Source organism: Candidatus Methylomirabilota bacterium (assembly GCA_003104975.1).
Taxonomy (GTDB): domain Bacteria; phylum Methylomirabilota; class Methylomirabilia; order Methylomirabilales; family Methylomirabilaceae; genus Methylomirabilis.
In genome coordinates this window covers 187671-214227 of the sequence record PQAM01000008.1, presented here as the reverse complement: position 1 = coordinate 214227, position 26557 = coordinate 187671, and the positions used below count along the sequence as shown (strand labels likewise).

The window sequence follows — 26557 nt, the reverse complement described above, 5'->3', positions numbered from 1 at the left end:
ACGGCGAGATTGCTTCGCTGTGCTCGCAATGACGTGCCTCAACGTCTGAGTTGCGAGTACAATCCAGGAAGATGGCAGGGGCGTCGATGACCGCAGGACCACACTACCCCGGATGCGGAATGGGGCCGGATCTCGGAATCAACGCCAGGGCTATCAGGCCGGCAACCATCACAACCAACTCGCGCAGTCGCCGAATCAGGCTGAAGGAGAGCCCGTCCCCTGCCGTCAACCCCAAGGTCAGAAAGATGGCCACATTTCCCCCTTCCTCTACACCGATGGCACCCGGGATCAGGAAGGCGGCAGCCTTGATGGCGGCACTGAAGGCTTCGATGACGACGGCTGTCGTAAACGAGTTTGGCAGTCCAACCAGCCAAAGGATCAGGTAGACCTCCAGAATTCCAACCAGGGACGCGACAAGGTGAAACAGGTATGAGAGGGCAAGGCGCCGGCCTTGGGTGGCGTAAAACGTGGCGATGGCTTCGTCCAGTTCCTGGGCGGCTGCTATCCCCCGGTGCCATGTGATCCCCAGACGGGTGAGCATCTTCAAGGATCGACCGCACAGCCCGCGTTGCTGCGCCATGATAAACCCCCCGACCGCCAATATCCCGAGCAGCGCTAGCCCTATCATCGCATACAGCAGGGGCAATCCTGCCGGCAACACCCGGTACGCAAAGGCGATCCCGAGCAGAAGCACGCTTGTCTGGGCCAGGAGCCCTATTGTCTTATCGACAATCACCGAGGCCACACCGTCTTCCACCGATACCCACGGGCGGAGGAGATAGACCTTGACCGGCTCACCCCCCAGGGTAGCGGTAAACGTCGCCGTGTTGAAGGCTTTACCTGCCAGGCGAATCGGCAGGAGCATTGAGAAGGGGAGCAGACGTCCTGGAAAGGCGTAGCGCCATCCGAAGGTATCGAAAATCGTCGTGAGCCCGTACGGCAGGAATAGGAGCGGCAGGCTCCAGGAGAGGGATCTCACCTGATCGACAATCGGTCTCAAGTCGATCTTGACGAGAAGCGCTCCCAGGAGGACGACACCCAGAAGCAGCAGAAGACCCCGGATCCGACCCACGTCCCCATTCCTCCCGTATCCTCTGCGCGACCGCAAGACGAAATAGCCAAGTTGAATTTGCGCCTATAGTCTGCTAAGCTTATGGCAACAAAGGCGGAGTACGTTGCGCCCCAAATCGGGAGCAATTCCGCTAAACACCTTTGTGTTTGTCGTGACTAATATCAATATATGATACATGTCGACAGTTGCCAAACGGCGAGCGGGAGAAGGTACAGTATCGCAGGGGGATACGATGCACAACAGACGGTTTAACGCCAGAACCCTCATCATTGTCGCAACGTCCTGTTTGATTCTTGGAGTGCTGATCACCGCCTCCTTCAATCTGGTCCCGCTCACAAAGGCCACAACCGCTCAACTGTGGACGGAAAAAGGGGAGAGTGGGCTGTTCAGTACAAGCCAAATTTCGGATGGGAAGCTCTGGGTCAAGTTGGCGAAGGAGCTGACGCCCGCTGTGGTGAATATCAGCACCACCCAGGTCGTCAAACGAGGCATTCCGTCCCGTGGTCCTTCCAGTGAAGACGACCCGTTCAATGAGTTCTTCAAACGATTCTTCGGAGACCAGCCAAGGCAGTTTAAGGCCACCAGCCTGGGATCCGGATTCATTATCAATAAGGACGGCTATATCCTGACGAACAACCATGTCGTCGAGAACGCGACAGACATCACCGTGAAGCTGGGCGACGGCCGAGAGTTGAAAGCGAAGGTGATCGGGAGGGATCCAAAAACCGATATCGCCCTCATCAAGATCGAGGCCTCCAACCTGCCGGTGATTCCGCTGGGCAACTCGGAGAAGTTGGAGGTCGGCGAGCCGGTGATGGCGATCGGCAATCCGTTCGGGCTCAACCAGACGGTCACCACCGGCATCGTCAGCGCGAAGGGCCGGTTCATCGGTGAAGGTCCCTATGACAACTTTATCCAGACCGATGCCTCGATCAATCGAGGCAACAGTGGCGGACCGCTGATCAACACCAACGGCGAGGCGGTAGGCATCAACACCGCCATCTTCAGCCCCACGGGCGGTTCGATCGGGATCGGCTTTGCCATCCCCATCGATATGACGAAGGAGGTCTTGCCCCAGTTGAGAGAACGTGGACAGGTCACCCGCGGATGGCTTGGCGTCGCGATTCAGCCGATTACCCCCGACTTGGGCAAGAAATTCTCCCTGAAGCAGGCGAACGGCGCCCTGGTATCGGATGTCATGGAGGGATCGCCAGCCGAACAGGCCGGGGTCAAACAGGGGGATGTCATTGTGGAGTTTGACGGCAAGAAGGTCAAGTCCTCCACCGATCTGCCGCACATCGTGGCCAGCACCCCGATAGGCAAAGAGATCCCCGTCAAGGTGATCCGCGACGGGGCCGAGGTGACGCTGCAGGTCAAGGTTGGCGAGCTGAAAGAGGAGCAGGTGGCGGCTGCTGCCGCGTCCTCTCCGAAGTCGAAGCTGGGGATCGATATCCAAGAGCTGACCCCTGCCCTTGCTCGCAAGTTCGGGCTCAAGGGCGAGAAGGGCATCGTGATTACGGAGGTCGAGCCGGATAGTCCCGGCGATGCCGTGGGGTTACAGCCGGGCGATCTGATCCTGGAGATCAACCGTATACGGGTGACGACGGTCAATCAGGTCAGGCGCGTTCTGGAAAAGACCAAGCCGGATGAGCCCACGCTGCTGCTGGTCAAGCGGGACGGCGGCACACGGTATGTGGTGATCGGATCGGAAGAGTAGGCATAACGGGGCCTAAATTGTTGAGTGGGCAGGCTTTCGCAGAGCAGGAAGCCTGCCCAACTTTTTTTGGAAGATGTACACAGGCGGACGCGGTCTTGAGCCTCTTCGTCAACGAGATCTTCTACAGTATTCAGGGCGAATCGACATATGCCGGTCGGCCGTGCGTCTTTGTTCGCCTGACCGGTTGCAACCTGCGGTGCCGGTGGTGCGATACGACGTACGCATACCACAAGGGCGAGCAACGCTCAATCGAGCAGATCCTGGCACGGGTGCGGACTTACAAGTGCCCGCTGGTCGAGATCACCGGGGGAGAGCCGCTGTTACAAGAAGGGGTCTATCCTCTGGTCGACCGTCTCGTCTGTGAGGGATTCGAGGTCCTGGTCGAGACAGGGGGGAGCCTCAGCGTCGAACGCCTCGATCCCAGGGCGGTGAAGATCCTGGATCTGAAGGCGCCGGGGAGCGGGATGGACCCCCACAACAATCTTGAGAACCTCCGGTATCTTACGCGGAAGGACCAGATCAAATTCGTGGTCGCGGATCGCCGAGACTACGAGTGGGCCAGGCAGGTGACGGCAGAGCACGCCCTGCCCGAAAAGACCCAGGTCCTCTTTTCTGCGGTTCTCGGTGAACTCCATCCGAGGGAGTTGGCCGAATGGATCCTGGCGGATGGACTGGACGCCAGGCTCCAGATTCAGCTTCACAAATATCTGTGGGATCCGGATCGGCGGGGTGTATAGTGAATCAGCGAGCGGTGGTCCTGTTGAGCGGCGGGATCGACTCCGCCACGGCAGCCGCGATAGCCAAGGCCAAGGGGTATCAGCTCTATGCGCTGACATTTCGCTACGGCCAGCGTCACGTACGCGAGGCGGAAAGCGCAAAGTGGATTGCGACAGCGATTGGCGTCGAGCAGCACCTGATTCTCGATCTCGACTTACGACAGATCGGAGGATCAGCACTGACCGCGGATATCCCGGTTCCGAAAGGCCGAGAGCTGGATGAGATCGGCTCCGGCATCCCTGTCACCTACGTCCCCGCCCGCAACACCATCTTTCTCTCCTATGCGCTGGCCTGGGCGGAGATCATCGGCGCAGACACCATCGTGCTTGGGGTCAACGCCATCGACTACAGCGGCTACCCGGATTGCCGTCCCGAATATATCGCGGCCTTCGAACAACTGGCGAACTTGGCCACGAAGGCTGGGGTAGAAGGTCGATCGAAGCTCACCATTTGCACCCCGTTGATCCACCTGACCAAGGTCGAGATTATTCGACAAGGCACCCAACTTGGGATCGATTTCCGGCTTACCTGGAGCTGCTACGACCCGACCCAGGAGGGACAGCCCTGTCGCGCCTGCGACAGTTGTATCCTGCGGGCCAAAGGCTTCGCCGAGGCCGACATCCCCGACCCCGGTCCCATTGCCTGATGACGTGCCTGATGCTCACCATCCGGTTCTCGGTAGCCGATGTCGTTTACGTTTTCCTTGACCTTCCCTACTGCGTCTGATACGGTTCCCCCATAGTAGACACGTTTCTTCAGCGCGGCGACCCTCCCCTGGGTCCCGCGATTGGCCCGCTTGGTCGCCGACCTGTTCCCCTAGGCTTTCCAACCCCCTGTTGCCCGCTCTATGCTGGCGCACTGAGGGAAGGATCGCATGAGCGTTCACCCGCTGGACCTGGTTCGCAGGAACGTAGCCGATAACGCGAGGAGGTTCTCTGTGAAGCCTTCTGTCTTGCCCATGACCACGACGACTTTGCACCGTTCAGCCCGTCGACACACTCTCAATGAGCGCCCGGCCATGACGCCGCTGCGCATGCTCCTTGCGCTTGGTACCCTCCTCCTCGCGGGATGCGCCCCGGCACTGACTCCTCTCGAGCGTACCTCGATGCTGGAGCGTTACGCCGCGTGGGCGCCGGACATCGCATTCTACGCGCCCATCGCGCAAGCAGCCTATCGGAATTCGTCTCGCATACCGACTCTTCCGAACACCGTGTTTGTCCGCGTGACCGACGTCCCCGTTGCCGGAAGCGTGCCGGGTACGACGACGGCGTACCTGCTCGGGACGGACAATGCCGCGCACAGGCACTATATCGGCATCGAGGGGACGCAAGACTTCCGCCAGCTACTCACCGACGCCGATGCGGTACCCAAGCAAGAGAGCGCGCTCGCCATTCCGGTCCATCCCGGCTTCGCGGCCGTTGCGCGCGCGGTGGATGAGGATCTGAAGGCGAAGCAACTCCTGAAGCCGGGCTATACCGTGGGCCTGACCGGCCATTCCCTCGGGGGCGCCGCTGCGCTGCTGCTGGCGATGCGCATCGAGAAGGCGGGCGGCGCCGTGGAAAGACTTGTCACATTCGGCCAGCCGAAGGTAACCGACACCGCGGGCGTCTCCGCGTTTAACCGCCTGATGCAGAAGACCACGCGCGTCGTAAGCTGTGATGACGTGGTGGCATTCCTACCGTCCCGCGGTTACGCGCACGGGGGGGACGTCCTGCTGCTGCTTGACTCCCCGCACTTCGAGGCCGCACGGGAGGACCTGTCCCGCAGACTGTTCGCCATCGCGCTGCTGGGCAATCTCAAGGACGTGCGCGATGACGAGATCTTCCGCGGTCATCACATGAATACCTACATCACGCGCCTCGCGCAGCCGCGCACCAAGCCTCAGATCTATACGACAATAGATCCGAAATTGTGCGACGGACACTAAGGCGCGCCTACGCCGAACCTGGGAGCGCAACGGATATTCCCTTACCCAGGCAGAGCGGGGGTGTGAACGACAGGGATTGCAAGATAAGAAAATATGGTGACCCGTCGGGGACTCGAACCCCGGACTCCCTGTCGCCGACCGACATTCCGATCTTTCTGAAAAAAGGACAAAATCTCGTCCTTTTCAGCGAACGGCTACGGGTCGGCTCTTCGACCTGTCTGCGTGCAACGCACAGGCAGGTGGAATTGGCCCTGATGGCCGATATCCTGCTGCTCAGCCTCATCGGCCAACCGTGGAGCGAGGGAAGCTTCGTCAGGCGGTCATGGGGCAAGCTCTACGAGGAACAGGCGATCGATAAGCGGGAGTACATCGAGCATCGGTTCTCGATCTTCTAGCCAACGAGAGCTGCGCGATATCCCCCCTACTATAGAGGCGATTTTTTCTTGCTTTCTTTGTTGAGACCTCCCTTCTTGGTAGCGTTCTTATTCGAAGATCTCGTGAGTTGCCCGAATTCCAAATTAGGACACTATCCCACTTAAAGCAGGCATTGACTCTAGTGGGGTTTTTTATTGATGTTATTGTCGAAGGTGTGCCAAATAATAGACTCGTACCCCACCTTTATGAGTGGGGGCTGAGAAGGATCGTATGAGTTGGGAAGTGGCGCGGGTCTAGAACTTATTCGGCAGGGGTGTATATCTTTTCCGCGGCCCAGGTGAGAAAACGCTTGGAGGGTTCTTTAGCCCCCTTGTTTTTGAGCCAATCAAACCAACCCATTACAAGGTCACCAGCCTCATCGCCCAGCTCAGCGGCGCTTTTTGATTCGGATGACTCTTTTAGCCCTAGCAGCTTCACGCCCCTCTCTATCTCCTCCTCTAATGCTGTAGGTTTGGGAAAGAGAGTGCGTGCCTTCTTGATGGCAAAGAGCACAGTAAGTCCCATGCGCTGTGTCTCTGGATGATCTTCATCGGCGGCCATAGCCCAGCAAATCGAGCGCACCATCTTGAAAACGTCAGGCTTTGCGGTGCCGAGATCGATGACGAGCTGGGCTACACGGAGAGGCGCGTCATAGTCCAAACGTACTGGCCACGACAGGGGTTGGAGCCGTATGAGGCTGAGCTCATAAGACTCCGCGAGATCGGCGTCATCCATCTGCATATGGATTTTCTCTGCTGCAATCTTGATGGCGTCTGTACTCGGCAAGCGCAACTCTTGCGTCATTTCAGATTCTCTACACTGTACTGGTCATAATTAAACTGGAGCGGAAACGGGCCCTTGAGCATATACTCAACACCGTTTCCAGGACGTCCCATGTGAACATCCGCCAGAGCCGCCGCTCGTTGAAGTGGTGCCACGAAGCACGGACCATAAAGTTCAACGTCGACATCGTTCGAGAGCACGAGAGTGAGCTTGTGGGTAGGCTCAGGACCCGGTAAGGAAAGGGCTAGGCGAGCCTCTGTGGCGTTGTAATATTGCCATGACGTCACCCAGATCGGCTTCATGACAACAAGGGATCTTTTAGCCTTCCATGGAGTCATGATCCACTGCTTGTTCCAGCCATTAAAAAAATAGTGGAAACAACGAAGGCTAGAAGACGGGCGTCCTGTGTCCCCAAAAAGCGTACAATCTCGCACAAACAAATTTGATGGCTGAAAGTCCATGCAACCTCTCGCTTGGTTGCAGCCCAGTTAAACTGGGCTGTCAATTACACGATTTATTAAGTTGTTGATACCGCACTTGGGAACAGAAGTCAAGTCCGTCCCACTTTTGTGAGTCCAAGTCTCAATTGTCTCACTTTTCCAAGTCTCAATTGTCTCGGGGCAAGACTCGGAGGTAGTCGGTTTTGATCTGGTGGGTCGCAATGACCTCCTTCCCGCACTCAATGCGAAGGGTCTCGCCCTTGAGGGTGATCCACACACGGCGACCGATGTACTGCTCAGGCACCCGATAGAACTGCCCGTAGTAATTGATATGGCCGGTGCGTATGACCTTCCGGGACTCCTCTCATGGATGAGGAGCGACTCCAGTACCCTTCGCTCTCGATGTCGCATCAGGTGGTCCTCCTTTCCGCTCGCTTCTATCACAAATCCAGGCGAGTTCGGCTACCCGATGCGAGACTTGGCCTGTGGACCCTGCCGCCGCCACTTGGGCAACCTGTTAGGTTGCTCACAGGCTCCCTAGGCTGTCCTCCGACCACTCATCTCTTGAGACAACTGAGATTTGGGACAACACCCCTATCCTGCAAATAGGTACGTTCCCCACGTCACCCGGCTCATCTAAGTTCCATGCGAAGCAGCGTGACAGCATACCTGGCCACCACCGGTGGCGTGCCTCGTGCGACGGGGATGCTGAGCAAGTGTGTGCTGAGGAAGGAAAAGCGAGATCCCTTGCTCTGTGTCCAGCGTGGGGGAGCAAACCGAAAGGAGGCAGTGGCCTGACTTCCCGCGGGTAGCGACAACCCATCCCGGCTGTCGATTCCGGTGGTGCCCGCGCAGCGATATTCGTTGCCCGCATCATCGAGGAGCCCGGTGCTATCGCTACATGAGTAAGGTGGCAAGTGGACGAGGAAGGGACCCTGAGTTTTATTCGTGTACCGCACCGCTAGTAAGATTTCATCACCCACTGCTTGAAGATTGGCGAGTTCTACCCGGATTTGGGGATAATCCCAGATGTCGTCCACTCGGGGTACTTCAGCAAGTACCGCCGGATTAACATCGATCAACGTGACAGCATACCGGGCCACCACCGGTGGCGTGCCTTTCGCTACGGGACTACTAAGCAGATGTGTGCTGCGGAAGGAAAAATGAGTCCCCTTGGTCTGCATTTGCCTCGGAGGCGTAAACCGAAACGAGGCAGTCACTTGGCTGCCCGCAGGAAATGATAACCCGTGCGTGCCGTCGATTCCGGTGGTCCCCGTGCAGCGATACTCGTTGCCCGCATCATCGACGAGCCCAGCGACGCAGCCTTGGTAAGGTGGAAAGTGGATGAGGAAGTCCTGCTGAGTCTTGTTGAGGTATCGGAGCACAATCACAACACTATCGTCAGCTAAAACCTGTACACTCGCCGTCTCAATCCTGGCCTCCCGGAAGTCTTGCAAGCTACCCCCTGATGTTAATGAGCCTTTTCCTCCCAGATCAGTTTTCCCGGATGGGGTCACCTCTGACGTGGATGCCTTTTGACGCGGTTCGAGGTCAGAAAGCGTAATGGAATACCGGGCCACCACCGGTGGGGTGCCTCTCGCTATGGGCCTACTCAGTAACTGTGTACTGCGGAAGGAGAAACGAGTCCCCTTGGTCTGCATTTGCCTCGGAGGCTCAAACCGAAACGAGGCAGTCACCTGGCTGCCCGCAGGGAATGACAACCCATACATGTCGTCGATTCCGGTGGCGCCCGTGCAGCGATACTCGTTGCCCGCATCATCGACCAGTCCGGCACTACCGCTGCACAAGCGGTAAGGTGGAAAGTGGATGAGAAAGTCCTGTTGAGTCTTGTTGAGGTATCGGAGCACGATCACAACACTGTCGTCGGCTAAAACTTGTATGCTCGCCGCTTCAATCCGGGCCTCCCGGAAGTCCTGGTATCTGCTCAACGGATCTATGGGGCCCGGGAACGTGCCAAGACCGCCACCAGGAGGGTACGACTGTGTACCGACACAGCCACCGAGTGCAAGTATCACGAGTGCCACCACGACCGGCTTCATTCCAACACCCTCCTTGCTGAGAAGATTCTAAGATTTGTTACTGGATACTGCTCGCCTTCAACCCACTTTTGCGGAAAGCCCAGAGGCTACGGTTACCACTCCTCTGGCGATCTCAAGCGGCCCCACTGCGAGCCACCCAGGTTGATGACTGCCAACTCACAACGACCGTAAATCTCATCGCATCGAGGCTGGGCCGGAGAAGTCGGCGCAGTCCGTTTCTTGGCAAATGTAGACTCCTACGTACTGCAGATGAGGGACCCGGAGCGTCACAGGACCGACCTTGATCTCAATATTCCCTAGCACCCGCCCAGCAAGGATCACCTTAACTCGCCGCGTTGAGAAGATCCCTTGGGGGATACCGGACACGGCGACGCCGGATCTCCCACTGAAGAGACCACGATCGCGGGTGATCATCTCATCGAAGGTCAGGTTGGGCATGGCGACCACCTTACCCTCGTATGCAAACGGATTCCGAGACAGAGCCTCGCTATCCACGTAATTTTGAACCCGATGCTTACGATTAAATTCCACGAACAGTTTGTCAGCAGCGGCCTTCTTTTCCTCATCCCCTTCTTTGGGGCAAGGACGAACATACCCTGTAGAAGCAATAAGACCACCTATTCCCTGGCTAAGCTCGTCCCTGCAGGAATCAGGTGGGGAGTTTGGAAACTTGATGCGCCTGAGCGCTTTCCTCGCGGCTAAGTTGCCTCCTTTTGAGGCCTCAGTCAGAGCAGGAACTGCATCCTTTGCCTTCAAACCGAATTCCCCGAGAGCCGTCGCCGCCATGGTCCGCGCGATGGTTGAGCTTTCCGGTTTTTGAAGAATATCGATGAAACGAGGAATGTCCTCCTGCGATGGGACGATCTTTTGCGCTTCTATGACCTTCGCTACCCGTTGGGTAAACTCGCTATCTTTATCGTTCATGACGCTGAGTATCGTCGGGAGGGCTCGGGATCCAGATGATGACAGCAACTCTAACGCTTTCCGCTTTTCCTCGGCTTTCCTGCGCTGTTCCTCTTGCGCGCGTTGCCGTCGCTGCTCCTCCTCCCGTCGGCGTTGTTCGGCCTGCGCTTGTGCGAAGCGGGGGTTTTCATACGTCACTAGTGTCATGACCTTGTTCCTACGAGCAAACTTGCCGTGAACGGCGAAGCCCCTGAACTCGGGCTCGTCCAATGAGCTGAAATCGAGTCTATCAATCGGGGAATCAAAAAGGTACACTTCTATGAAGTCGCCATGGACTGAATCGGAACCCGATTTGAACAGGGGGCACAAGTTGACTGCGAAATCCCTTGCCTTCTCCAAGATGCCTCTAACGAGATTGTCATTAAGGACATCGCTCGACTTCGGCACCTCTCCGATAACCTCCACCCGGTAGCCCCAGGATCGTCGACAGCCTTTGCCTCTAATGAGGCTAAATCGTACCTGGGTTTCGGGATCAATAGTTGTGCTGGTTAAGAAGTCTGGGGGCGAGGCTTTGGCGTACACTGGTGTTGGAGCCTTGCGAGACAACACTTCGACATGGAAGGAAGGGACATCAACTGCTATCTCGTACCGGCGAGCCACTTGGGTCTCTTGATAATCATGCGAGCTGCATTGGACCTCCACTTTGATGTAAAATCTCTTGTTGTTTTCGCGCCACGAGAGGCTTTCTGCATCAACCACGAGACCGCTTTCGCCTGGGCAAATCCACCGACCATCTGATTTTGCAAGATGCCACATGGAGATTTCTTCCGATTTGCCTGTGACCAAGTCAATGCCATATAGCCAAGTGGCACCCTCACTGGAGTACGGGACAATGGCGTACGCTTCATCGGGAGACCACTTGATCCCATCTTTTGGTCCGTACTTCCCTGCAAAAGTCAGCAGCATCTGGCCTCTCTTCGTATCAATTAGGTAAAGGAACCAGCACAGTGCGGACTCATCACTTGCTTCACACGCCTTCACAAAGGCGTACCTTCCACTCGGGCTGAGCCGCGAAATAACCACCTTTGGGGGTGGATAGCGACTGTCACCCAGCTCTCCATGAACTTCCAGCTTTGGCGTTAGCATTTTCCCGCGATAGGAAAGAATTCCCTCCCGGTCCAACTTGAACCCGAATTTTTCCTCTCCTCGCATGAGTTCAAGCCATTGCGTTGCCTTCTCATTCTCCCCTACTGACCCGCCTCCAGCGCCAGTCGTGGCCTGAGGCAAGGCCCGAACGGAGGCCACCGCCCCATCGATCAGCTTCCACGTGTTGGCCAACTCCCCAGGGAGACTCAGGGTCATCTCGTGGGGAAGCTCATTGACCTCACGGCGGGCGCTGGTCGCAAAGAACTTCGTAAGAATGTTGATACCTAACGCACCAAGTGGGATCATCTCCCGCCGAACCTCTTTGAGGAGCGTGCCGTCAGGGGTTTTGTAACCGACCTTGAGGCTGATCACCTGGGTTCCTGCCTTCACGGCGCTGGTCAGAACGCTGATCTGCTCCAGCCGGAGATCGTTGTCGTAATTCGTCAGAGCCAGCTGACGGACGTGCTCGAACGCGCCGATGGTCCCCAACTCTATCTCCGGCGAGGCGTCAGCTGCCGGTGAGACCAGAGTAGGGACTGCCCTGACGTTATCCGCTCGTGACCGTTTCAGGACCGTCGTGAGCGACGCAAGGTGCGCGCGGATCGCCTCAACTTGCACAGCCGACCCGAGGCGCTTGGTTTCCAATTCCTTAATGAGTTGGTCAATGTGCTCGCTGGTCCGGCGCTTGACGGCCGCGGCTCCCCACACCACTTCGTGCGTCGTCTTGTCTGGGCCAGCGACGACCAAGGAGACGCCAACTGGGCTCCTGCGGCCCCCAATCCCGTAGAGGTGGAGCTTGACCACGGCGGCATACTCCCCCGGCTGCGAAGAAGCCCCCGCTTCGGTAAGCATCTCCTTCAGTACGGCGCTGTAGGTGAGACCGTCAATGGCCACCTGGAGATTCTGGCCGGCCTGGCTGAGCTGACTCAGCCCCATAAGGAGCGATACCACCTGGAGGAGGCTCTCGGCACCCTGAAGACCCGTCCCAATCTCGGAGGCATTCTTGGCAGCCGCCACGACGCCGATCGCCTGCTCAATGACCGTCAGAGGAGCAAGAATCAAGTCGGCTACCCGACGGCTCCGCTGGATGTCATAGGCGTTCCAGAAGGCCCGGGCCGTAGTCTCGATGTCTGAGTCGATCTTGGCGAGGGCTGCTGCCTTGAACTCCTCGAGTGCCTTGATCAGAGGCTCGTTTGCTCCGGCCGACGCTTGCGCTGTTCCTTGAATCGAACGGGCATCTGCCGCACGCCCGAGGAGAAGGAAGAGGCACAAGGCCATCACTTGCACGGGGAATATCAGACTTCTGAACTGCATTGTTCATTCCTCTTCACACGGGTCCATTATTTGACTGAGAAGGTCCCTCCTTGTCGTGAGCAGATGACCGTGGATTTAAGCGTAATATATAACGCTCACATTGATCCGCGGCGGCCGACCGAGCCCGAAGGGCGAGGGAGGACGTCCGCCCGTGCGAACGTGCTGTTGGGCGCTGAGGGTTCGACACTGAGCGAGAAGATTAAGTCGTCAGGTAGAACCACCGGCTCGGTAAGCAGCATAACTCGGTGTCGTGGCACTGTGGCGGTTGCGATTCCGCCTGCCGCGAGAGCGTTAAGAGCCAATTCCGTACAGTACATCCGACTGTGATCAGCCAACGAAAACGCGTCATCAAACGGCTTTCCGAGTTGCTTAAGAGCATACTCACGGATGCGATGACGCGAACTATTCTCCACGTTGCGAACCCGGAAGAACGCGATCGTTGCCGCGTTTTCTGGAGCAGCGAACTGGGCAAGGGGCTCCAGAATTACGCCACCTTGGAGGCGGCCATCGGCGGGAAGAGCATGAACGACGAACGGTTTACCATCGACTGTCACAATCAACCCGACGTGAGAGAATCGCGCGGTGTTGCTTTGCGAGAGGACGAGCCGTGCCATGATGTCCCGGCCAGTTCTAAAGACAAGGTCCCCATCCACGAGGTCGAGTCGCGATTGCCAATACGTAATGCCAGAGGAGGCCTTGGGAGCAGACACGGGGAGGGTGATGTCCCCGACGAGGGGAAGGGAGAGAACGGCTATGAAGGCCGCCGCTCTATTTATCCGCCGTAATCTTCCACTTGCCATCTTCTTTAATGACCCTCATCTGTTCGGTCTTCGTCTGGCAGCGGCCCAGATAGGTCACTGTAGCCAGCCCGGTGCGGACTTCGCCTTCGCCCTGCAATTTGACCTCAACGCTTTTGATTCCACCGCAGGCACGAACCCGCTCCGTTTCGCTCGATAGAGCGGCTGTCAGCTTTGGGTCGCCAAGCATCCCAATGACTTGAGCGGAAACGTATGATTTTGCCTTCGTAATCTCGCCCTTGCCGACAGCCCAGTAAAAGCTTTCAACGGTCGACTCAGGAGACCTCCCGCAGCCAGCCAAAAGGACGGCGACGAGGACACCCAAACGTGCTGCTGTAGCAGCACGAGACCAAGACCTCATTAGGGCGCTCTTCTTCTGAATATGCCTCACTAGGGATTCCGGCTAGCTGCCAGCCAATCAATGTGCTTTGGAACGATTATATGGGATCTACGAAATCGGAAGGCATCAACGATACTTTTCCTAATCGTTCTCACCCGCACTTGAGATCGAATCCAGTCCAGCGCCGAGGGGGCCACGGTCGCACATCCGCTTGCTGCGGCAATAATACGCATTTCGACCGGTCTATAGTGAAACCCAGCAATTTCTGCGGCGCCCGTGACCATGGTCCATGCGACGTTCCACAATCTTGCGTCAACACTGCGATGGGTAAGTCGTTCGCAATTCCGACCGAATTCGCCAGCCAGGTCTTTCAGAGTTCTGGTCGCCGTTATCTTTGAAACAGAGCCCCTTTTCATCTCGGATAAGAGCTGCTGCAGCGTCTCCCACGCCACGCTCTGCCTGGTTTCAAGAAGGGCCTCTGCGATTTCAGGGGTAATCGGTATGTTCGTTGAGGCGAGGCCAATCAGTTCGAGATGGTGAAATTGCTCATTCACCAACTGCTCTTCCGTAGACGCTAGAAGACCGGGAGGCTCTACAAGGTGACCATCTAGGAATGTCCCAGCCGCTCTTTCCGCGTGGCAATAACACGCGTTGTAAATGGACTGCACGAGATGCTTGAATCCTTTATGCTCCCCTTCGAAGGCCGCTAGGCAACGGTATATCGGAGATCGAGAGAGTGGTCGATCTTCGTCTCCTGGGCTGACTGCCTTGGGGTTTTTCTCTTTCAGGAACTTGAACCACGTCCCCTCCTCCTGACAAAGCTGCGTGAATATTGAGGCAATCTCTGCATTGATACCCTTAAAATCTGGTATCTGAACAATCCTCTGCCATTGGGGCAGCAGATCGCCTAGCCACTGCGCAAATGGGTTTCTGTCTCGGGGAAATAACGTAACAGGCGCCATACCAAGCGGGTACCTGCAAAGCAGATTGTCTACAGCAGCATAGAACCTCTTATGGTGCTCCTCAGGTATCCAGGGACGGTCCTTGAACGGAGTATTGTGCGCCCTGATCATAATGGGGGAAACCGCCGGATCGAGGCCCGTGTTAGCATAATCGTGATCGTGTGGGCGCAGTAATATCTTGACAAGACCTTGACTAATTAACTGGGCAAACAGTTCGAAACTTTGAGAAGGCCCTTGTAACGCGCGGATTACGCGGTCATTCAGTATTAGATCTGTGTCCTTGATCAGAACTTCCCTATATGTGAGCGCCGCGGTTACAAGCTCAAGAAGAAGCTGTGCGTCGCGCTCTGGAGGCAAATCCTGGTATGTTTCCGGCTCCAAATGGATGAGGACCAGCCGATTCGTTGCTTCATGATCGGTCCCTTGCGTCATTTCCCTACCTCCCCTGCTACCCCCGCAGTCTCTTCTGATCCTCCTTGGCCTGGCAGACTAAGCTGATGGCCTTACAAATACAAACGCGCCTTTTGCAGCCTGCGTACAGATGCAAAAAGCGCGTTCAATGGCATCGGGGCGGCCCGGTTCGTGTTGGGTGGTCATAGTCCGACCCTCCACGGCAAAATCGTCACGCCCAAGAACCGATGTGAGTTGGCTCAGCTTTTAAAACGAAGTTATAACGTACCCCCCACCCCTGTCAAGTCACAAAGGTGGGTGTCATCGTCTGGAGAAGCAGAGCGCTTTATCCACCACCCTGGGTCAAGCGGACGCATCCAAAGCCTGAACCCTTCGACAGGCCCATCCTGAGCTCTGTCGAAGGACTTGAGGTGACCTGGAAGAGCCCATCTATAACCCATTCCAGACCTATAGGCGCGTCACGCCCCATGCATGCCGTTGGCGGCATGGGCCGCGCCGCGCCGTCCCCGTGGCCGCGGCCTGGGTGCCAGAGCCGAGCCGAGAGCCTGCCGCGAGCGTTCCGGGTCCCAGGCCGATGAGGCGCGCAACCATCCTGCGGTAGCTCTATCGACGATCGTAGCGCCGACCATCGTGATCGGGCCACGTTCCCAGCCCGCTGACCACACCTCCCCCTTTTCTCTGGATCACCGGACGCTGGTTGCCCGATGATGGCGGCCTGGGGGCCGCGGTGGCGAGCGAAAAGCGGTGTCGACCGGTGTGTGTCTTGTGGCAGGCGGTTCCCTTGCACGCAGCTTTTTTGATTGTACCGCCCCTTTCGCCGTGGTCAACCCCCGCCCCTCGTCACGGCATCTGCAACAAAACATCCGCCGCGCCGACCGCCCCCTGCGGCATAAACGGCCGACGCCCCAGAGGGTCCCCTCCATTTATTCCTCGGGGGCTGGAACGGGGGTCCTTCACGATGTTACGGCCTTCGGTGACAACGACGAAACCGTGTCGCGGCGGCCTCTTGCTGGTTGCCCACCCGTCCTGATTCGACCTTGCCCTCTCTCTCGCCATGACGACACTCTGTCTTCCGAACATCGGCCTTACTCCACCTGGGGCAGTCCCTTTTTAGTACCTGCTGGCATTGGGCTTGCGGGTGCTGCCGGGGCGGGTCCCGGTCGTTGCTTCGGGAGGTGTGGCTATGGCTCCTGTGCGGTACGTGGCGGTTGTTGGGTCTCGCTCATGGGGGCGCGAACGGCTGGTGTCGGGCATCGTGCGCTGGCTCCTCACACGGGGCTTCGGGGTCATCACCGGCGGGGCGTTGGGGGCGGACACCCACGCGCTGGCTGCTGTCCTGCTGGCGGGGGCGGTCGATCGCGCCCGGCTCATCCTGCCCTGGCCGGTGGATCTGATGCCTCGGGCCGTTCGGGGGCTGCTCCGGCGCTTTGCGGCGTTGGGCGGGCGGGTGGACACGGTGCTCTCGGGCCGTCCGGGCTACAATTCGGCGGCTGCGGCGCTTCGGGTCCGAACGGAACTGGTGGTCGATGCCTCCTGCGGCGTCCTGGCGTTCCTGCACGGCGCGACACCGGGCACGTGGCTGACGATCCGCTACGCCATCCGTCTCGGGCGTCCGGTGGTCGTGGTGACCTCTTCCGGGCGTGCTCCTCGCGCGTTGCCTGGGGGCCGGTGGGTGGCGGTGACCGATGGGCCGCTGGCGGGGGCGTTCCGGTGGCGGCCTCGGGCGACACACCCCACCGCGACGGCCCAGGATCCGACCCCTCTCCGCGAGATCGTCGCGGTTCCTCCCGCGGTCGGCATGCCGGTGCACGACACGCTCACGCACATCACCGCCCTTCCTCTGGGTGATCGGCTCTGGTTCGAGCGGTGCGAGGTGGTGGGGGACAAGATCCTGGCGCCGCACCCGAACGAATCCGATGGCCGGCCGGCGTTCCTGAGTGTTCCCGCCCTCCGGAAGCGGTTCGGGTGCGATGTGGCCACCGCTGTGGAGCTGGGCGAGCTGTTCGTCGCCCTCGATGCCGATGAGACGGTGATCGGCCACTACGCGGGCGAAGCGGTTCGGTGGGGCGTCGACGCCGTCACGCGGGAGCTGTTCCGGCTCGTGGTCGGCCTGGCCGCCCTGGAGCAGGCCGATGATCCTATGGACGAGGCTGAGCCCTACGTCGAAGAGCCGGACGAGGAGGAAGTGCCCACGATGCCCTCGCTGGCCTATCACGTCGTGGGCTCACTCGGGCCGGAGTTGGAGGAGCCGGACTGGATCGCTCGGCAATCCCAACCGTTCCAGGAGCTGCTCACTCGGATCGAGTCCTGCCCGTCGCTTCCGGAGCTGGCGGAACTGGGCAAGCAGCTCTACGCGATGTCTCTTACCCACGAACAGGCGGGGGTGGCCTGGACCTGGTATCGCCTCCGCAAAGAGCACCTGCAGCGCACGCTGCGTCTCTCCCCACCGGCGCATCAGCTCATGCAGCAGCTTCAGCGGGTGTCGCATCGGGGGGTCTCGCGCTTCGGCGCCTACCTCTACCGCCGCCAGCACAACGGCCTGGCGTCGCTGCCCTCGCACGAGTGGGCCGCGATCTGGCAGGCCTACAGCACCCGGAAGGCGGCCTTGGCGTCGTAGCCGGGGCCGTCTTCCCCTTTTTTCGGAAGGCCCTGAAGGGCTGCTGCTCTGGCCCTCCGGTCCGATCTCCCCTACCCACCCACCGCTGTCCCCACAAGGGGACGCCCCCTCCATGGCGAGGGCCTTCGCCTTGCAGATCGCTGTCGCGGCAACGCTCGGCCACTGCACCACCCTGGAAAACTGTCCCGGAACTCTGGATGTGCTCAGTTCAGTGACTCCGGGATTGACACCTGCGTTGGGATGGCATTACCATGTGACGATTTCGACGGTGCCCCTTCCGAGGCGGCCTGGATCAGGGGCACTAAGTGGTGGATCCTCGATGTTTTCATGAGGAACCGATATAAGCTGAAACGAGATAGGGTGCGCAGTCTATCCCAGAAGCCAAGTGGTCCACTTAATGGTTAAACTGAGCTAAGACAACGGGTGTGTGGTGCTTGACCTATTATCTTGATTACAGGCCATGGAGTTTGTACTCGGCATTTTGACTTCTGGCGTGTTTTGGGCCGCGGTTGCCGCCCTTGCAGCCGTCGGAGGTCTCTTTCTAACTTGGTGGCTTGGGAGATGGCACAGAGAGCAGCCGCTGACCGGCCGCAGCGTCGACGAGTTGCCTGACGAGAAGACGTTCGTCGACTCTCAGGAAGCAGCTATCAACAATGCGCGGATCGCGATCAGCTTGTGTTTGCACACTGTTCATGCTTCCGACGTAAACTGGAAGGCTCAGAGGATCAACCGCGCACTCGCGGAAGCCCGAAAGCGTGGCCTCACCGTGCGCGTGCTCGCTGGAACTGGGCAGGGACAACTTCCCGGAGCGTACGAGCTCCAAGAAGGCAATGACATTGACGTCCGTTTGAACCCGGAGATGCTTCACTCCGATCTTCGGTTTCTGAAAGTCGACGCGGCTGAGACCTTGGTTGGCGTCGCAAATACAACCCCAGCGGTATCTTCATATTTGCCAAGTCACTCGTGGGCACTCCTGAAGACGATGGCTTTGGCTGACGCACTCGAACGCGAGTTCCAGAGACTCTGGATCTCTTCAGCTGCTTAGGATTTGTATACATACTGCGCCGACTATGTAGCGCCACTGCAAGAGCGCATTCCTGCGTCCAAGCTTGCCCATGACCTGGGATTGCCAGATCCGAATTTCCTTTCCCGATTTTACCGGCACCAGACCCTTACCGCGCTAGCAGCGAATCGCATTTTCATCTTTTACGGCAAGGCCGGTTCGGGCAAGACCACCCTCATGAGGCGCCTGTCCCGACAGCTAATCGCACGCAGGCTCGATCTAGAGGATTTCGTTCTGCCCCTCGTGTTCCGATATGGGAATGAGAACGTTGTCGGTGACCGTATCAGAGATGTCTACCGCGAGGTCCTCGAGCACGTGGCCACCACGCATTACGACCTAGTCGAGACCGGCTCCGAACTCCCGGACGCCGTTCTCCCGCGCCTCTTTGAATCCATCAGACGACGTGGCCTGACTCCAGTACTTGTGTACTGCAATGTTACGTCAGCCGAGGCGCATCGACGAAACTCGCGGCGCGCGCGGCCGGTGCCGGCAGAGGTACTAGAACAACAGATTGCTGACGAGTCGCGCGGCACGTTTCGACAGATCTGCGCCGAGGCATCAGTGGAGATCTTGGAGGTATCCACTGAGCAAAGCATCGACACCGTCGTTGCGGAAGTCGGGCAGATGCTCTCGGCAGGCCGAGTCACATTTGGATAGCGCAGCCTAACATGCCGCTGCTACCGGCGAGCTGGGCGGGAACAGTGGGTCCAGTCGACACACGGACAGCGCCGCTCGCGGCTGAGCGGCATGGTGTTAGACCGGTCACATTTGTTCCGGTGTCGTCGCTTTTTTATTAATCAGAGATAGCCGAAGGTTTGATCGTCTAGAAGGATCCATACCGTGCCAGACCCGAATATGCATTGGGCTTTACTTTTCGCACAGGGGCTTGTTGACGTACCCCCTGCACTTCCCGCGTCGCTTCAGCCTACCGCGAAAAGAGCTGAAGTAGTCGATCACATTGATGGCCCCCTGGTTGTCGACCTTTTTTGTTTGGACCTTCGGCTATCTCAGCACGTCCTGGGTGTTACTCTAGTTAGCCGGACAGCGGAACGAATCCGTGATCTTGGTGTAAGAACCGCCGGCTATATTGATGATGTACGGGACCCGTTGCAAAGGATAAACATCGCGCTACGGCTCTGGTCCGGTTGCCTGATGGGAGCAAAAACGATTGCCGATAAAACCAACGATGGCCCTGTTACGCCGCAGTTCCGACAGAGTATCGTTGAGGAAATCATCGCCCCGCTTTCGAAGAAAGATGCAGTCTTCGCCAAGGGAGTGGAAGCCGCGCCTGCCTTCAAGAGGCTGCGGAGCCAACATTATTTCCTCGCTGGCGTTCCAGCCGGAAGCCTTCTGAGAAATGACGCGCAGATCGACATTAGTCCGTTCGCCCACGAGTGACCGGGAAGCGCGAGTTATTCGGGATAGGCAGAGAAAACTGAAATTCTGAACTTGTAGGTCTAACCCCGTTTCAGACCGAACCCAAGTAGCGGTGATCTGAGCTTGGCATTGGTTAGCCCGCGAGAACAACAATGATCCAGAAGATCGCACGCATTCCGCTTCGTGAAGCGTTCAAGCACGAGGCCTACGACTTTACGAAGTGGCTGCAAGATAATCTCGACGTTCTGAACGATTGCATCGACGTTACTTTGTCGAACGCCGAGCCTGAAGCCGCTGCAGGCGATTTTAGTGTTGATCTTGTCGCTGAAGACGAGGCGGGAAACAAAGTGATAATTGAAAATCAGCTTGAAAAGAGTAATCACGACCATCTTGGCAAACTGATTACATATTTGGTTGCAATGGAGGCACGAGCAGCTATCTGGATCGTATCAGAGCCAAGGCCAGAACACGTCAGTGCAATTACCTGGTTAAATGAGTCATCTTCGGCCAGCTTCTATCTGTTAAAACTCGAGGCCATAAAGATCGGCGAGTCCGCCCCCGCACCTCTCCTTACTTTAATCGTCGGGCCCAGTGATGCGACAGAGGCTGTGGGCAAGGCAAAAAAGGAGTTCGCTGAGCGGTACGAAATCCGTCGAGATTTCTGGACACAGCTACTTGAACATGCAAAAACAAAAACGAGACTTCATGCGGGAATTTCACCGGGACGTTATCACTGGATCGCAACAGGCGCAGGGAAACGAGGACTCAGTTTCAACTACGTGGTCTGGGAACATGAAACGAGCGTCGAGCTTTATATTGATCGAGGAAAGAACAGTGACTCAGAAAATAAAGCACTATTCGATATCCTTTACGCGAAGAAGGATGAAGTCGAAAAGTCTTTTGGTGACACATTAGAGTGGGAGCGCCTCGACAGCAAAAGAGCGTCGCGCATTAGAAAAACTATCAATCTTGGTGGCTGGAAAGACCGAGAAAAATGGCCGGATGCTTATTCCGCCACCGTTGACTCAATGATGCGGCTCGAAAAGGCACTGAAGCCACACATTCAAAAACTTGACGTTGAAGCGGTCTAACAAGCGACCTTGAACCGATTCCAGCTCACCCTTCAGGCTATCCATATTCTTGGGGCCGAGATCGGTCGCCAGACCTAACAGAGTGCCGAAGACCTGCCTGTAGACCGAGCCCACAAGTCTTCACTTCACGCCTCCCGCCGCCCTTCTGACGCTCAAGAGCCCCGCTGATCGCTTCCCCCACCCACCCGCCATCGCCCCCAGGGGCTCCCCCGACCGCCGATCGGGCGCTTCGCCTGGGGACGGCGCGGCTGCGGCTGCTGCGACGTCCTCTGAAGGACCTCGCTCGGGCCGGGCGTCCTGCGCCTTGCACAGAAAAGCTGCAACGCTTGGCCGCCCTGGCCTTCCCTTGCCGCGCCTCACGGAACAGGCTGCGCCTGATCCGTACCCCCAGGCTCCGCGCCCTCCCGCCCCCGTTCTGACACCTCCCCTCTGATCGCCATTGTGAGAGACCGACGGTTCTCCGGCTCCGCCGGTTGGGATCCAGTCTGTTGTGGGGTGAAAGGAGGTGGTGCAGATGGCACCCACGACACGACTCGCCTGGCGTCTTTTACTGCACGAGGCGGTAACGACTCCCGGCCTCATCCTGGAGGCCTACACCGCGTTTCACCGGTTCAGCCTGGGCAACCAGCTTGCGGCGCTGACCCAGTGTAGGGAAAGGGGGATCCGGCCTGGGCCGATCGCCACCTATGCGGGGTGGCAAGCCAAAGGGCGCCAGGTGAGGCGCGGAGCGCGCGCCCTCATCCTCTGCATGCCGGTGACTATCACCGCGCACCGGCGAGATAAGGATGACCTTGACGCCGACAATGAGTCGGAATCCGGCAAGGCTCAGACCGTTCCGCGTACGGTCTTCATCTGGAAACCGCGCTGGTTCGTCCTCTCCCAGACCGACGGCGATCCGGTGACGGTGGAGCCGCCCGAAGCCTGGGACAAGGCCGCCGCCCTCACCCGCTTGGGCGTCAGCGAGATCCCCTTCGACGAGCTGGACGGCAACTGCCAGGGGTATGCGATCGGCCGCAGCGTGGCCATCTCCCCGATCGCCCAGCTTCCCTTCAAGACCCTCTTCCACGAGCTCGGCCACATCCTGCTGGGGCACACCGAGTCCGCCCCCCACGATCCGATCGATCCCCCGCGCGCCCTCAAGGAGGGGGAGGCTGAGGGGGTCGCGCTCCTGGTCCTGGAGGCCTTGGGGCTTCCGGGGGCCGCCTACTGCCGCGGCTACATCCAGGCGTATCTCAGCGACCTGTCTGCGTGCCACACACAGGCAGGCGCGGCGTTCCTCTCCGCCTCGGCCTACCGGATCATCCAGGCCGCCGACGCGATTCTGCGCGCCGGCCGTCCGACCTCATCCGCCGAGGAATTCCCTGACGGGAATGTGATCGGGTCTGTTGGCTTGGTGAAAGGAGGTGAGGCTCATGTACAGCCCACGGATCGATGAGGCGCTGATCCCGCCCCTGTACCGGCTGGCCAAGGCGAGGCGCATCCCGATGACGCGCCTGGTGAGCGGGATCCTGAAGGAGGCATTGGCAACCGTCGATGGGGAACTGGCCCACGTCGGGCAGAACGGCGCGGCGACGGCGAAGGGAGGTGAAAGCGATGGCTGTTGATCAGCGTGACTACGAAGGGTACGACGAGTGGCTCGATGAACTGGAGGCCATGCCGCTGGATGAGGCCCTCGATCTCGCCCGCACCCGCGAGGTGGAGCGGCGGCTGGCCCACACCCTCGATATCGAGCGCGAGCAGAGAGGAGGGACACCATGATCGAACAGGGGCTGGCGCCTGCCCGCGTCACGAACGCGGCAGGCAGTGAGAACGGTAACGACTGTGCCGCGCCTGGCGGAGCCGTCGAGTACTGGGACACGGTGCTGAGCTGGATCGCCTGCGACACCCCGGCCACCCGATGGCTGGCGAGCGTGCAGGTTCCCGATCCGGATGGAGCAGACGAGAAAGGAGGTTCCGATGAATCGGCAACTGTTGGAGAAGCCCTTTGACCCTGCCCAGATCAAACAGCGCAAGGGCAGGAACGGCATGCTGGACTACGTGGAGGGCCACTCCGTCATCCAGCGCCTCAACGACGCCTTCGAGGGAGCCTGGTCGTTTGAGGTCCTCAAACATGAGATCGTCGAGGATCGGGACGAGATCCTGGTCTTGGGGAAGCTCTCCGCTGACGGGGTGGTCAAGATGCAGTTCGGGACCACCCAGATCACCCGTGAGCGCGACAGCAAAGAGATCATCTCCCTCGGCGACGACCTGAAAGCGGCCGCCACCGACGCCCTCAAGAAGTGCGCCACCTTCCTGGGCGTCGGCCTTCACCTGTACGGCGAGCGCTCAGCGCGCCGCACCGGGCGGGAGAGCAGTAACGGCCAACGGCAGGCGCCGGCGACTCGCCGCGCGAGCCGGGAACCGGCAACCAGGGCGCCGGAGTCCACGAACGGCCAGCCCGAACAGCCCGAGGGCTCCAACGGCAACGGCCGTCTCGCCAACGCCCAGCACGGCGCGATCCTGACCATCGCCAAGCGGCGCGGGCTCTCCCAGGTGGAACTGAACCAGGAGGCGCTCAACCGGTACGGCGTCCAGGTCCCGTACCTGACCTACCAGAACGCCGCCGACTTCATCCAGTACCTGCAAGCGCCTGCCTAGCAATCGAGTCAGTAGCTAAGACTAACGCGGGGGTGAGGATCAAGGGGTTCGGATTTGTTCCGATCCCCGGGTCCTCACCCCTCATTTTTTGAAAGGAGGGATCAGCCATGAACCCCACCGATTTCAGCAACCATCTGCACATCTCCCACAGCCAGCTTGACACCTTCCTGGGGTGCCCGCAGAAGTACCACTACCAGTACGTCCAGGGCGCGCCCTGGGAGCACCTGCCCGCTTCGCTGGCCTTCGGCCGGGCCATCCACGCCGCTGTGGCCCATTACTACCGGCACCTCAAGCAGTTCGGGGATCCGCTCATCCTCGGCGTCCTCCAGGCCTGCTTCCATGCCGAGTTCAAGGAGGCGTTGTCGAAAGATCTGGAGATCCTGTACAAGGACGGCGAGAGCGAACGGTCGATACGAGAGAAAGGCGACGCGCTCTTGGAGGTGTTTTCCGCCAAGGTCCGCCCTCAGACCATCGAGGCGGTGGAGATGCCGTTCCTGGTGGACCTGGTGGATCCCGCGACGGGCGAGATCCTGCCCACCAAGCTCGCGGGGATCTTCGATCTGATCGAGAGCGACGGCCACGGGACCATGGGCATTGCGGACTTGAAGACCTCCAGCCGCCGCTACACCGAGCGCCAGGCCGAGAATCATCTGCAGGCCACCCTATACGCTTACGCCCTCCGGCGCCTGGGATATACCACCGACGGCTCCAACATCCTGATCCGGTTCGATGTCCTGCTGAAGACCAAGACCCCGGAGATGGAGAGTTGCTACGCCGTCAAGGCCGAGCAGGACGAGACCTGGACCCTGGTGCTGATCCGGCGCGTGCTGCACGCGATCGAGGCAGGCGCCTTTTACCCGGTACGGAGCTGGCGGTGCGGCGAGTGCCCCTTCCGCCGGCGATGCGCGACGGACATTGCGTAGACAGTGAAACGAACCCTCTTGCGGGTGGGGCCGGCCTGGTGGATGCTGGGCCGGTCCCGTCAGCATAACCTGTAAGCCTGCCAGGGCGAACCCTGAGGCGAGGAGGTGGCCATGTCGAATCGGATGCTGTTTGATGAGCGCGCGGCGTTCGCGAAGGTCGGTCGGCGGATCAAGAGCCTGGTCGAGTTCTCCGGCGTTCCAAAGGGGACCCACGGCGAGGTCACCAGGGCCGATCAAAGCGGCAAGGGGTATACCGTGGCGATTCAGTGGGAGCTGCCGGAACGGATCGGGAAGCCGCTGGTGGATTGGTTCACCAGGGATGAGTATGAGCGGTATCTTGAGGAGGTTTGAACTGCTGAACAAGTTGACATGGTGAACGAGATTACGCCCCCCAGGGTCACCGAACTGGGCAAGCGACAGAGAGGTCCAGGGTAAACGCGCACGGTTTCTGCAGGTCCTCCTTCCACCAATGTCTCTCGAGTCGCGCAGTGCAACCCGCATCCTCAAGCAACGCCCGGGCGCCTTCTGGCGTACAGACCAGGACGCCAGCGTGGCCGCCCTGGCGAAGAACGTGGAGCGTAAATCTGTCCAACGGTTGCAGGAGCGAAGGATCGTGCTGCGTGGCAAATTCAAGGAGTTCCCTCTGGCTGAGCTTTTCCGGCGGATCCTTGAAAGCCACTGCCGATTCGACGGCCGCGCTGAGCTTAGTGAGGGCGGCAGCCAGGCTGTACATCTCCTCTTCAGAATAGGAGGCCACATGAGCACAGCCCCAGGTAGTCAGCGTCAGCACGAGGAGTGCAACGATCGTCCCGATCCGATGGACTCGCATGGCTACCCCCAGAAGACCAGCTGACCGGCCTCGTTTCGGCCTGTGTCGAGGTTCCACTCCCCTACCTCGGCTAGTGTCGTTTCGTCGCCGCGCAGGACTGCTTGTGCGATCCATTGCCACACCCGCCCGACCTGCTCGACCGCGAGGTCAAAGACCGCATCATAGTCCGAGGTTCCCCTGGGCGTCCGCAGCCCTCGGATAAACTGTGCGTCTACCTCCTCTTGCGCCGGGTAGGTCAAGCCCAATCCCGCGGCGACGTGTCGCGCGAACGGGAAGAGCCTTCCGCCCTCCTCGGCGACCTTGTCGACCACAAGCTGGAACCGCTGACGCCAGCAGCTCGGGTCCGGAGGGTTTTGCGCGTACTCCTCCGGGTGGGTCGCTCGGAGCATAGCGCGCCACAGGCTCTCGATGTCCCGGTCGAGCCGCTCTGTGTCGTTGGAATCATGACAGGCCCAGATTCCGGAACGCAGGTGCTCCGACAGCCCGATGCCCCCCAGGTTTAGGCGACTGTATATGTACACGTCCTGATGCATCTCACAGATGCGGTGAGCGGTCTTGTTCTTTTCGTATGGACCAACTTTGAGGTTTATTACGGGGTGAATCGCCACGTCGGCGGCCGCATGGGATGCGTACCCCAGGAGCCACGCGAGACCCTTCCGCTGTGCCTCTCCATGCCACGCTTGGAGGCCCCGTACCCCCTCCCGGATCTTCTCCACCGTCTTCTCATAGTGCATCAGGTCCGCCCACTTGGCAGCATTCGCATCTCCGATGGCCAGGTAGGGGTAGTCCGGGCTCACCGCTCCCAGCTCGCAGAACTTGGAGTAATCGAGGACCGCCGTGATCGCCTCAGGTGGGAATCCCGGAATCGCTTGCAGCCGGTGCGTCTCCCGCAGAATGTTCACCAGCGTGATGTGCGCATATGCCGCAGGCATGTCCCCCTCCGTCAGGACTCACTCG

The 26557-nt window shown here is 59.1% G+C and carries 26 protein-coding genes; 15 read left to right on the top strand and 11 right to left on the bottom strand.

The window, feature by feature from the left end:
* Positions 1-103 precede the first annotated feature (103 nt).
* A complete protein-coding gene (locus C3F12_04650) occupies positions 104-1129 on the bottom strand; it encodes a hypothetical protein (GenBank protein PWB47270.1) in 1026 nt (341 codons plus the stop codon).
* A gap of 175 nt (positions 1130-1304) precedes the next feature.
* Between C3F12_04650 and C3F12_04645 the strand changes: the two genes are divergently transcribed.
* The 5 genes from C3F12_04645 (at position 1305) to C3F12_04625 (ending at position 5888) form a co-directional block, all read left to right on the top strand.
* On the top strand, positions 1305-2789 hold the full coding sequence (locus tag C3F12_04645) for a peptidase (protein PWB47269.1): 1485 nt from the start codon (positions 1305-1307) through the stop codon (positions 2787-2789).
* Positions 2790-2884: 95 nt separating this feature from the next.
* Positions 2885-3526 (top strand): 7-carboxy-7-deazaguanine synthase, encoded by a 642-nt coding sequence (locus C3F12_04640; GenBank protein PWB47268.1) that lies wholly within the window; start codon positions 2885-2887, stop codon positions 3524-3526.
* Positions 3442-4212 carry a 7-cyano-7-deazaguanine synthase QueC gene (gene queC / locus C3F12_04635; protein PWB47267.1) on the top strand — a complete coding sequence of 257 codons (771 nt, stop codon included), beginning with the start codon at positions 3442-3444 and terminating at the stop codon, positions 4210-4212. The genes C3F12_04640 and queC overlap by 85 nt, the downstream gene beginning before the upstream one ends.
* Before the next feature lie 228 nt (positions 4213-4440).
* Positions 4441-5493: a hypothetical protein gene (locus C3F12_04630; protein ID PWB47266.1), complete on the top strand. Its 1053-nt coding sequence runs from the start codon at positions 4441-4443 to the stop codon at positions 5491-5493.
* Positions 5494-5555: 62 nt separating this feature from the next.
* Positions 5556-5888 carry a hypothetical protein gene (locus tag C3F12_04625; GenBank protein ID PWB47265.1) on the top strand — a complete coding sequence of 111 codons (333 nt, stop codon included), beginning with the start codon at positions 5556-5558 and terminating at the stop codon, positions 5886-5888.
* A gap of 280 nt (positions 5889-6168) precedes the next feature.
* Here C3F12_04625 and C3F12_04620 read toward each other — a convergent pair whose 3' ends face one another.
* The 8 genes from C3F12_04620 to C3F12_04585 all read right to left on the bottom strand — a co-directional run bounded on the left by C3F12_04620 (position 6169) and on the right by C3F12_04585 (position 16143).
* Positions 6169-6711 carry a hypothetical protein gene (locus C3F12_04620; GenBank protein PWB47264.1) on the bottom strand — a complete coding sequence of 181 codons (543 nt, stop codon included), beginning with the start codon at positions 6709-6711 and terminating at the stop codon, positions 6169-6171.
* Positions 6708-6992 carry a hypothetical protein gene (locus C3F12_04615; GenBank protein PWB47263.1) on the bottom strand — a complete coding sequence of 95 codons (285 nt, stop codon included), beginning with the start codon at positions 6990-6992 and terminating at the stop codon, positions 6708-6710. The genes C3F12_04620 and C3F12_04615 overlap by 4 nt, the downstream gene beginning before the upstream one ends.
* Before the next feature lie 770 nt (positions 6993-7762).
* Positions 7763-9190 (bottom strand): hypothetical protein, encoded by a 1428-nt coding sequence (locus tag C3F12_04610; protein ID PWB47262.1) that lies wholly within the window; start codon positions 9188-9190, stop codon positions 7763-7765.
* Positions 9191-9364: 174 nt separating this feature from the next.
* Positions 9365-12553 (bottom strand): hypothetical protein, encoded by a 3189-nt coding sequence (locus C3F12_04605; protein ID PWB47261.1) that lies wholly within the window; start codon positions 12551-12553, stop codon positions 9365-9367.
* A gap of 95 nt (positions 12554-12648) precedes the next feature.
* Complete coding sequence (locus C3F12_04600; protein ID PWB47260.1) at positions 12649-13353, bottom strand: hypothetical protein; 705 nt, start codon at positions 13351-13353, stop codon at positions 12649-12651.
* Positions 13322-13711, bottom strand: a complete 390-nt coding sequence (locus C3F12_04595) for a hypothetical protein (protein PWB47591.1) — start codon at positions 13709-13711, stop codon at positions 13322-13324. The genes C3F12_04600 and C3F12_04595 overlap by 32 nt, the downstream gene beginning before the upstream one ends.
* A gap of 29 nt (positions 13712-13740) precedes the next feature.
* Positions 13741-15084: a hypothetical protein gene (locus C3F12_04590; GenBank protein PWB47259.1), complete on the bottom strand. Its 1344-nt coding sequence runs from the start codon at positions 15082-15084 to the stop codon at positions 13741-13743.
* Between the two features lie 819 nt (positions 15085-15903).
* Positions 15904-16143, bottom strand: coding sequence for a hypothetical protein (locus tag C3F12_04585; GenBank protein PWB47258.1), 240 nt, complete (start codon positions 16141-16143; stop codon positions 15904-15906).
* A 103-nt stretch (positions 16144-16246) separates the two neighbouring features.
* Between C3F12_04585 and C3F12_04580 the strand changes: the two genes are divergently transcribed.
* From C3F12_04580 to C3F12_04535, 10 genes are all read left to right on the top strand, one after another.
* Positions 16247-17680, top strand: a complete 1434-nt coding sequence (locus tag C3F12_04580) for a hypothetical protein (GenBank protein ID PWB47257.1) — start codon at positions 16247-16249, stop codon at positions 17678-17680.
* Positions 17681-18140: 460 nt separating this feature from the next.
* The gene (locus tag C3F12_04575; protein PWB47256.1) at positions 18141-18725 is read left to right on the top strand and encodes a hypothetical protein; all 585 of its coding nucleotides are present in this window, start codon (positions 18141-18143) and stop codon (positions 18723-18725) included.
* Positions 18726-18728: 3 nt separating this feature from the next.
* Complete coding sequence (locus C3F12_04570) at positions 18729-19400, top strand: hypothetical protein (GenBank protein ID PWB47255.1); 672 nt, start codon at positions 18729-18731, stop codon at positions 19398-19400.
* Between the two features lie 198 nt (positions 19401-19598).
* A complete protein-coding gene (locus tag C3F12_04565; GenBank protein ID PWB47254.1) occupies positions 19599-20141 on the top strand; it encodes a hypothetical protein in 543 nt (180 codons plus the stop codon).
* Positions 20142-20272: 131 nt separating this feature from the next.
* Positions 20273-21211, top strand: a complete 939-nt coding sequence (locus C3F12_04560) for a DUF4268 domain-containing protein (GenBank protein ID PWB47253.1) — start codon at positions 20273-20275, stop codon at positions 21209-21211.
* Between the two features lie 514 nt (positions 21212-21725).
* Positions 21726-22646, top strand: coding sequence for a DUF1738 domain-containing protein (locus tag C3F12_04555; GenBank protein PWB47252.1), 921 nt, complete (start codon positions 21726-21728; stop codon positions 22644-22646).
* Entirely contained in the window at positions 22624-22815 is a 192-nt protein-coding gene (locus tag C3F12_04550; GenBank protein ID PWB47251.1) for a hypothetical protein, read from the top strand. Before C3F12_04555 ends, C3F12_04550 begins: the two co-directional genes overlap by 23 nt.
* A gap of 325 nt (positions 22816-23140) precedes the next feature.
* A complete protein-coding gene (locus C3F12_04545; protein PWB47250.1) occupies positions 23141-23848 on the top strand; it encodes a hypothetical protein in 708 nt (235 codons plus the stop codon).
* Between the two features lie 107 nt (positions 23849-23955).
* Entirely contained in the window at positions 23956-24771 is an 816-nt protein-coding gene (locus tag C3F12_04540; GenBank protein ID PWB47249.1) for a hypothetical protein, read from the top strand.
* Between the two features lie 123 nt (positions 24772-24894).
* The gene (locus tag C3F12_04535) at positions 24895-25122 is read left to right on the top strand and encodes a hypothetical protein (protein PWB47590.1); all 228 of its coding nucleotides are present in this window, start codon (positions 24895-24897) and stop codon (positions 25120-25122) included.
* A 46-nt stretch (positions 25123-25168) separates the two neighbouring features.
* On the opposite strand, the gene C3F12_04530 is transcribed toward C3F12_04535, so the two are convergent.
* Together C3F12_04530 and C3F12_04525 are read right to left on the bottom strand one after the other, a co-directional pair.
* A complete protein-coding gene (locus C3F12_04530; protein ID PWB47248.1) occupies positions 25169-25600 on the bottom strand; it encodes a hypothetical protein in 432 nt (143 codons plus the stop codon).
* Between the two features lie 2 nt (positions 25601-25602).
* Entirely contained in the window at positions 25603-26532 is a 930-nt protein-coding gene (locus C3F12_04525) for a hypothetical protein (protein ID PWB47247.1), read from the bottom strand.
* Between the last annotated feature and the right edge of the window lie 25 nt (positions 26533-26557).

What these genes read in the sequence shown, in the direction of transcription:
- C3F12_04645 (PWB47269.1), top strand. Translation starts at nt 1,305, where the DNA reads ATGCACAACAGACGGTTTAACGCCAGAACCCTCATCATTGTCGCAACG.
- queC (PWB47267.1), top strand. Translation starts at nt 3,442, where the DNA reads ATGGATCCTGGCGGATGGACTGGACGCCAGGCTCCAGATTCAGCTTCA.
- C3F12_04630 (PWB47266.1), top strand. Translation starts at nt 4,441, where the DNA reads ATGAGCGTTCACCCGCTGGACCTGGTTCGCAGGAACGTAGCCGATAAC.
- C3F12_04620 (PWB47264.1), bottom strand. Translation starts at nt 6,711, where the DNA reads ATGACGCAAGAGTTGCGCTTGCCGAGTACAGACGCCATCAAGATTGCA.
- C3F12_04615 (PWB47263.1), bottom strand. Translation starts at nt 6,992, where the DNA reads ATGAAGCCGATCTGGGTGACGTCATGGCAATATTACAACGCCACAGAG.
- C3F12_04610 (PWB47262.1), bottom strand. Translation starts at nt 9,190, where the DNA reads ATGAAGCCGGTCGTGGTGGCACTCGTGATACTTGCACTCGGTGGCTGT.
- C3F12_04605 (PWB47261.1), bottom strand. Translation starts at nt 12,553, where the DNA reads ATGCAGTTCAGAAGTCTGATATTCCCCGTGCAAGTGATGGCCTTGTGC.
- C3F12_04600 (PWB47260.1), bottom strand. Translation starts at nt 13,353, where the DNA reads ATGGCAAGTGGAAGATTACGGCGGATAAATAGAGCGGCGGCCTTCATA.
- C3F12_04595 (PWB47591.1), bottom strand. Translation starts at nt 13,711, where the DNA reads ATGAGGTCTTGGTCTCGTGCTGCTACAGCAGCACGTTTGGGTGTCCTC.
- C3F12_04590 (PWB47259.1), bottom strand. Translation starts at nt 15,084, where the DNA reads ATGACGCAAGGGACCGATCATGAAGCAACGAATCGGCTGGTCCTCATC.
- C3F12_04585 (PWB47258.1), bottom strand. Translation starts at nt 16,143, where the DNA reads ATGTTCGGAAGACAGAGTGTCGTCATGGCGAGAGAGAGGGCAAGGTCG.
- C3F12_04580 (PWB47257.1), top strand. Translation starts at nt 16,247, where the DNA reads ATGGCTCCTGTGCGGTACGTGGCGGTTGTTGGGTCTCGCTCATGGGGG.
- C3F12_04575 (PWB47256.1), top strand. Translation starts at nt 18,141, where the DNA reads ATGGAGTTTGTACTCGGCATTTTGACTTCTGGCGTGTTTTGGGCCGCG.
- C3F12_04565 (PWB47254.1), top strand. Translation starts at nt 19,599, where the DNA reads ATGCATTGGGCTTTACTTTTCGCACAGGGGCTTGTTGACGTACCCCCT.
- C3F12_04560 (PWB47253.1), top strand. Translation starts at nt 20,273, where the DNA reads ATGATCCAGAAGATCGCACGCATTCCGCTTCGTGAAGCGTTCAAGCAC.
- C3F12_04555 (PWB47252.1), top strand. Translation starts at nt 21,726, where the DNA reads ATGGCACCCACGACACGACTCGCCTGGCGTCTTTTACTGCACGAGGCG.
- C3F12_04550 (PWB47251.1), top strand. Translation starts at nt 22,624, where the DNA reads ATGTACAGCCCACGGATCGATGAGGCGCTGATCCCGCCCCTGTACCGG.
- C3F12_04545 (PWB47250.1), top strand. Translation starts at nt 23,141, where the DNA reads ATGGAGCAGACGAGAAAGGAGGTTCCGATGAATCGGCAACTGTTGGAG.
- C3F12_04540 (PWB47249.1), top strand. Translation starts at nt 23,956, where the DNA reads ATGAACCCCACCGATTTCAGCAACCATCTGCACATCTCCCACAGCCAG.
- C3F12_04535 (PWB47590.1), top strand. Translation starts at nt 24,895, where the DNA reads ATGCTGTTTGATGAGCGCGCGGCGTTCGCGAAGGTCGGTCGGCGGATC.
- C3F12_04530 (PWB47248.1), bottom strand. Translation starts at nt 25,600, where the DNA reads ATGCGAGTCCATCGGATCGGGACGATCGTTGCACTCCTCGTGCTGACG.
- C3F12_04525 (PWB47247.1), bottom strand. Translation starts at nt 26,532, where the DNA reads ATGCCTGCGGCATATGCGCACATCACGCTGGTGAACATTCTGCGGGAG.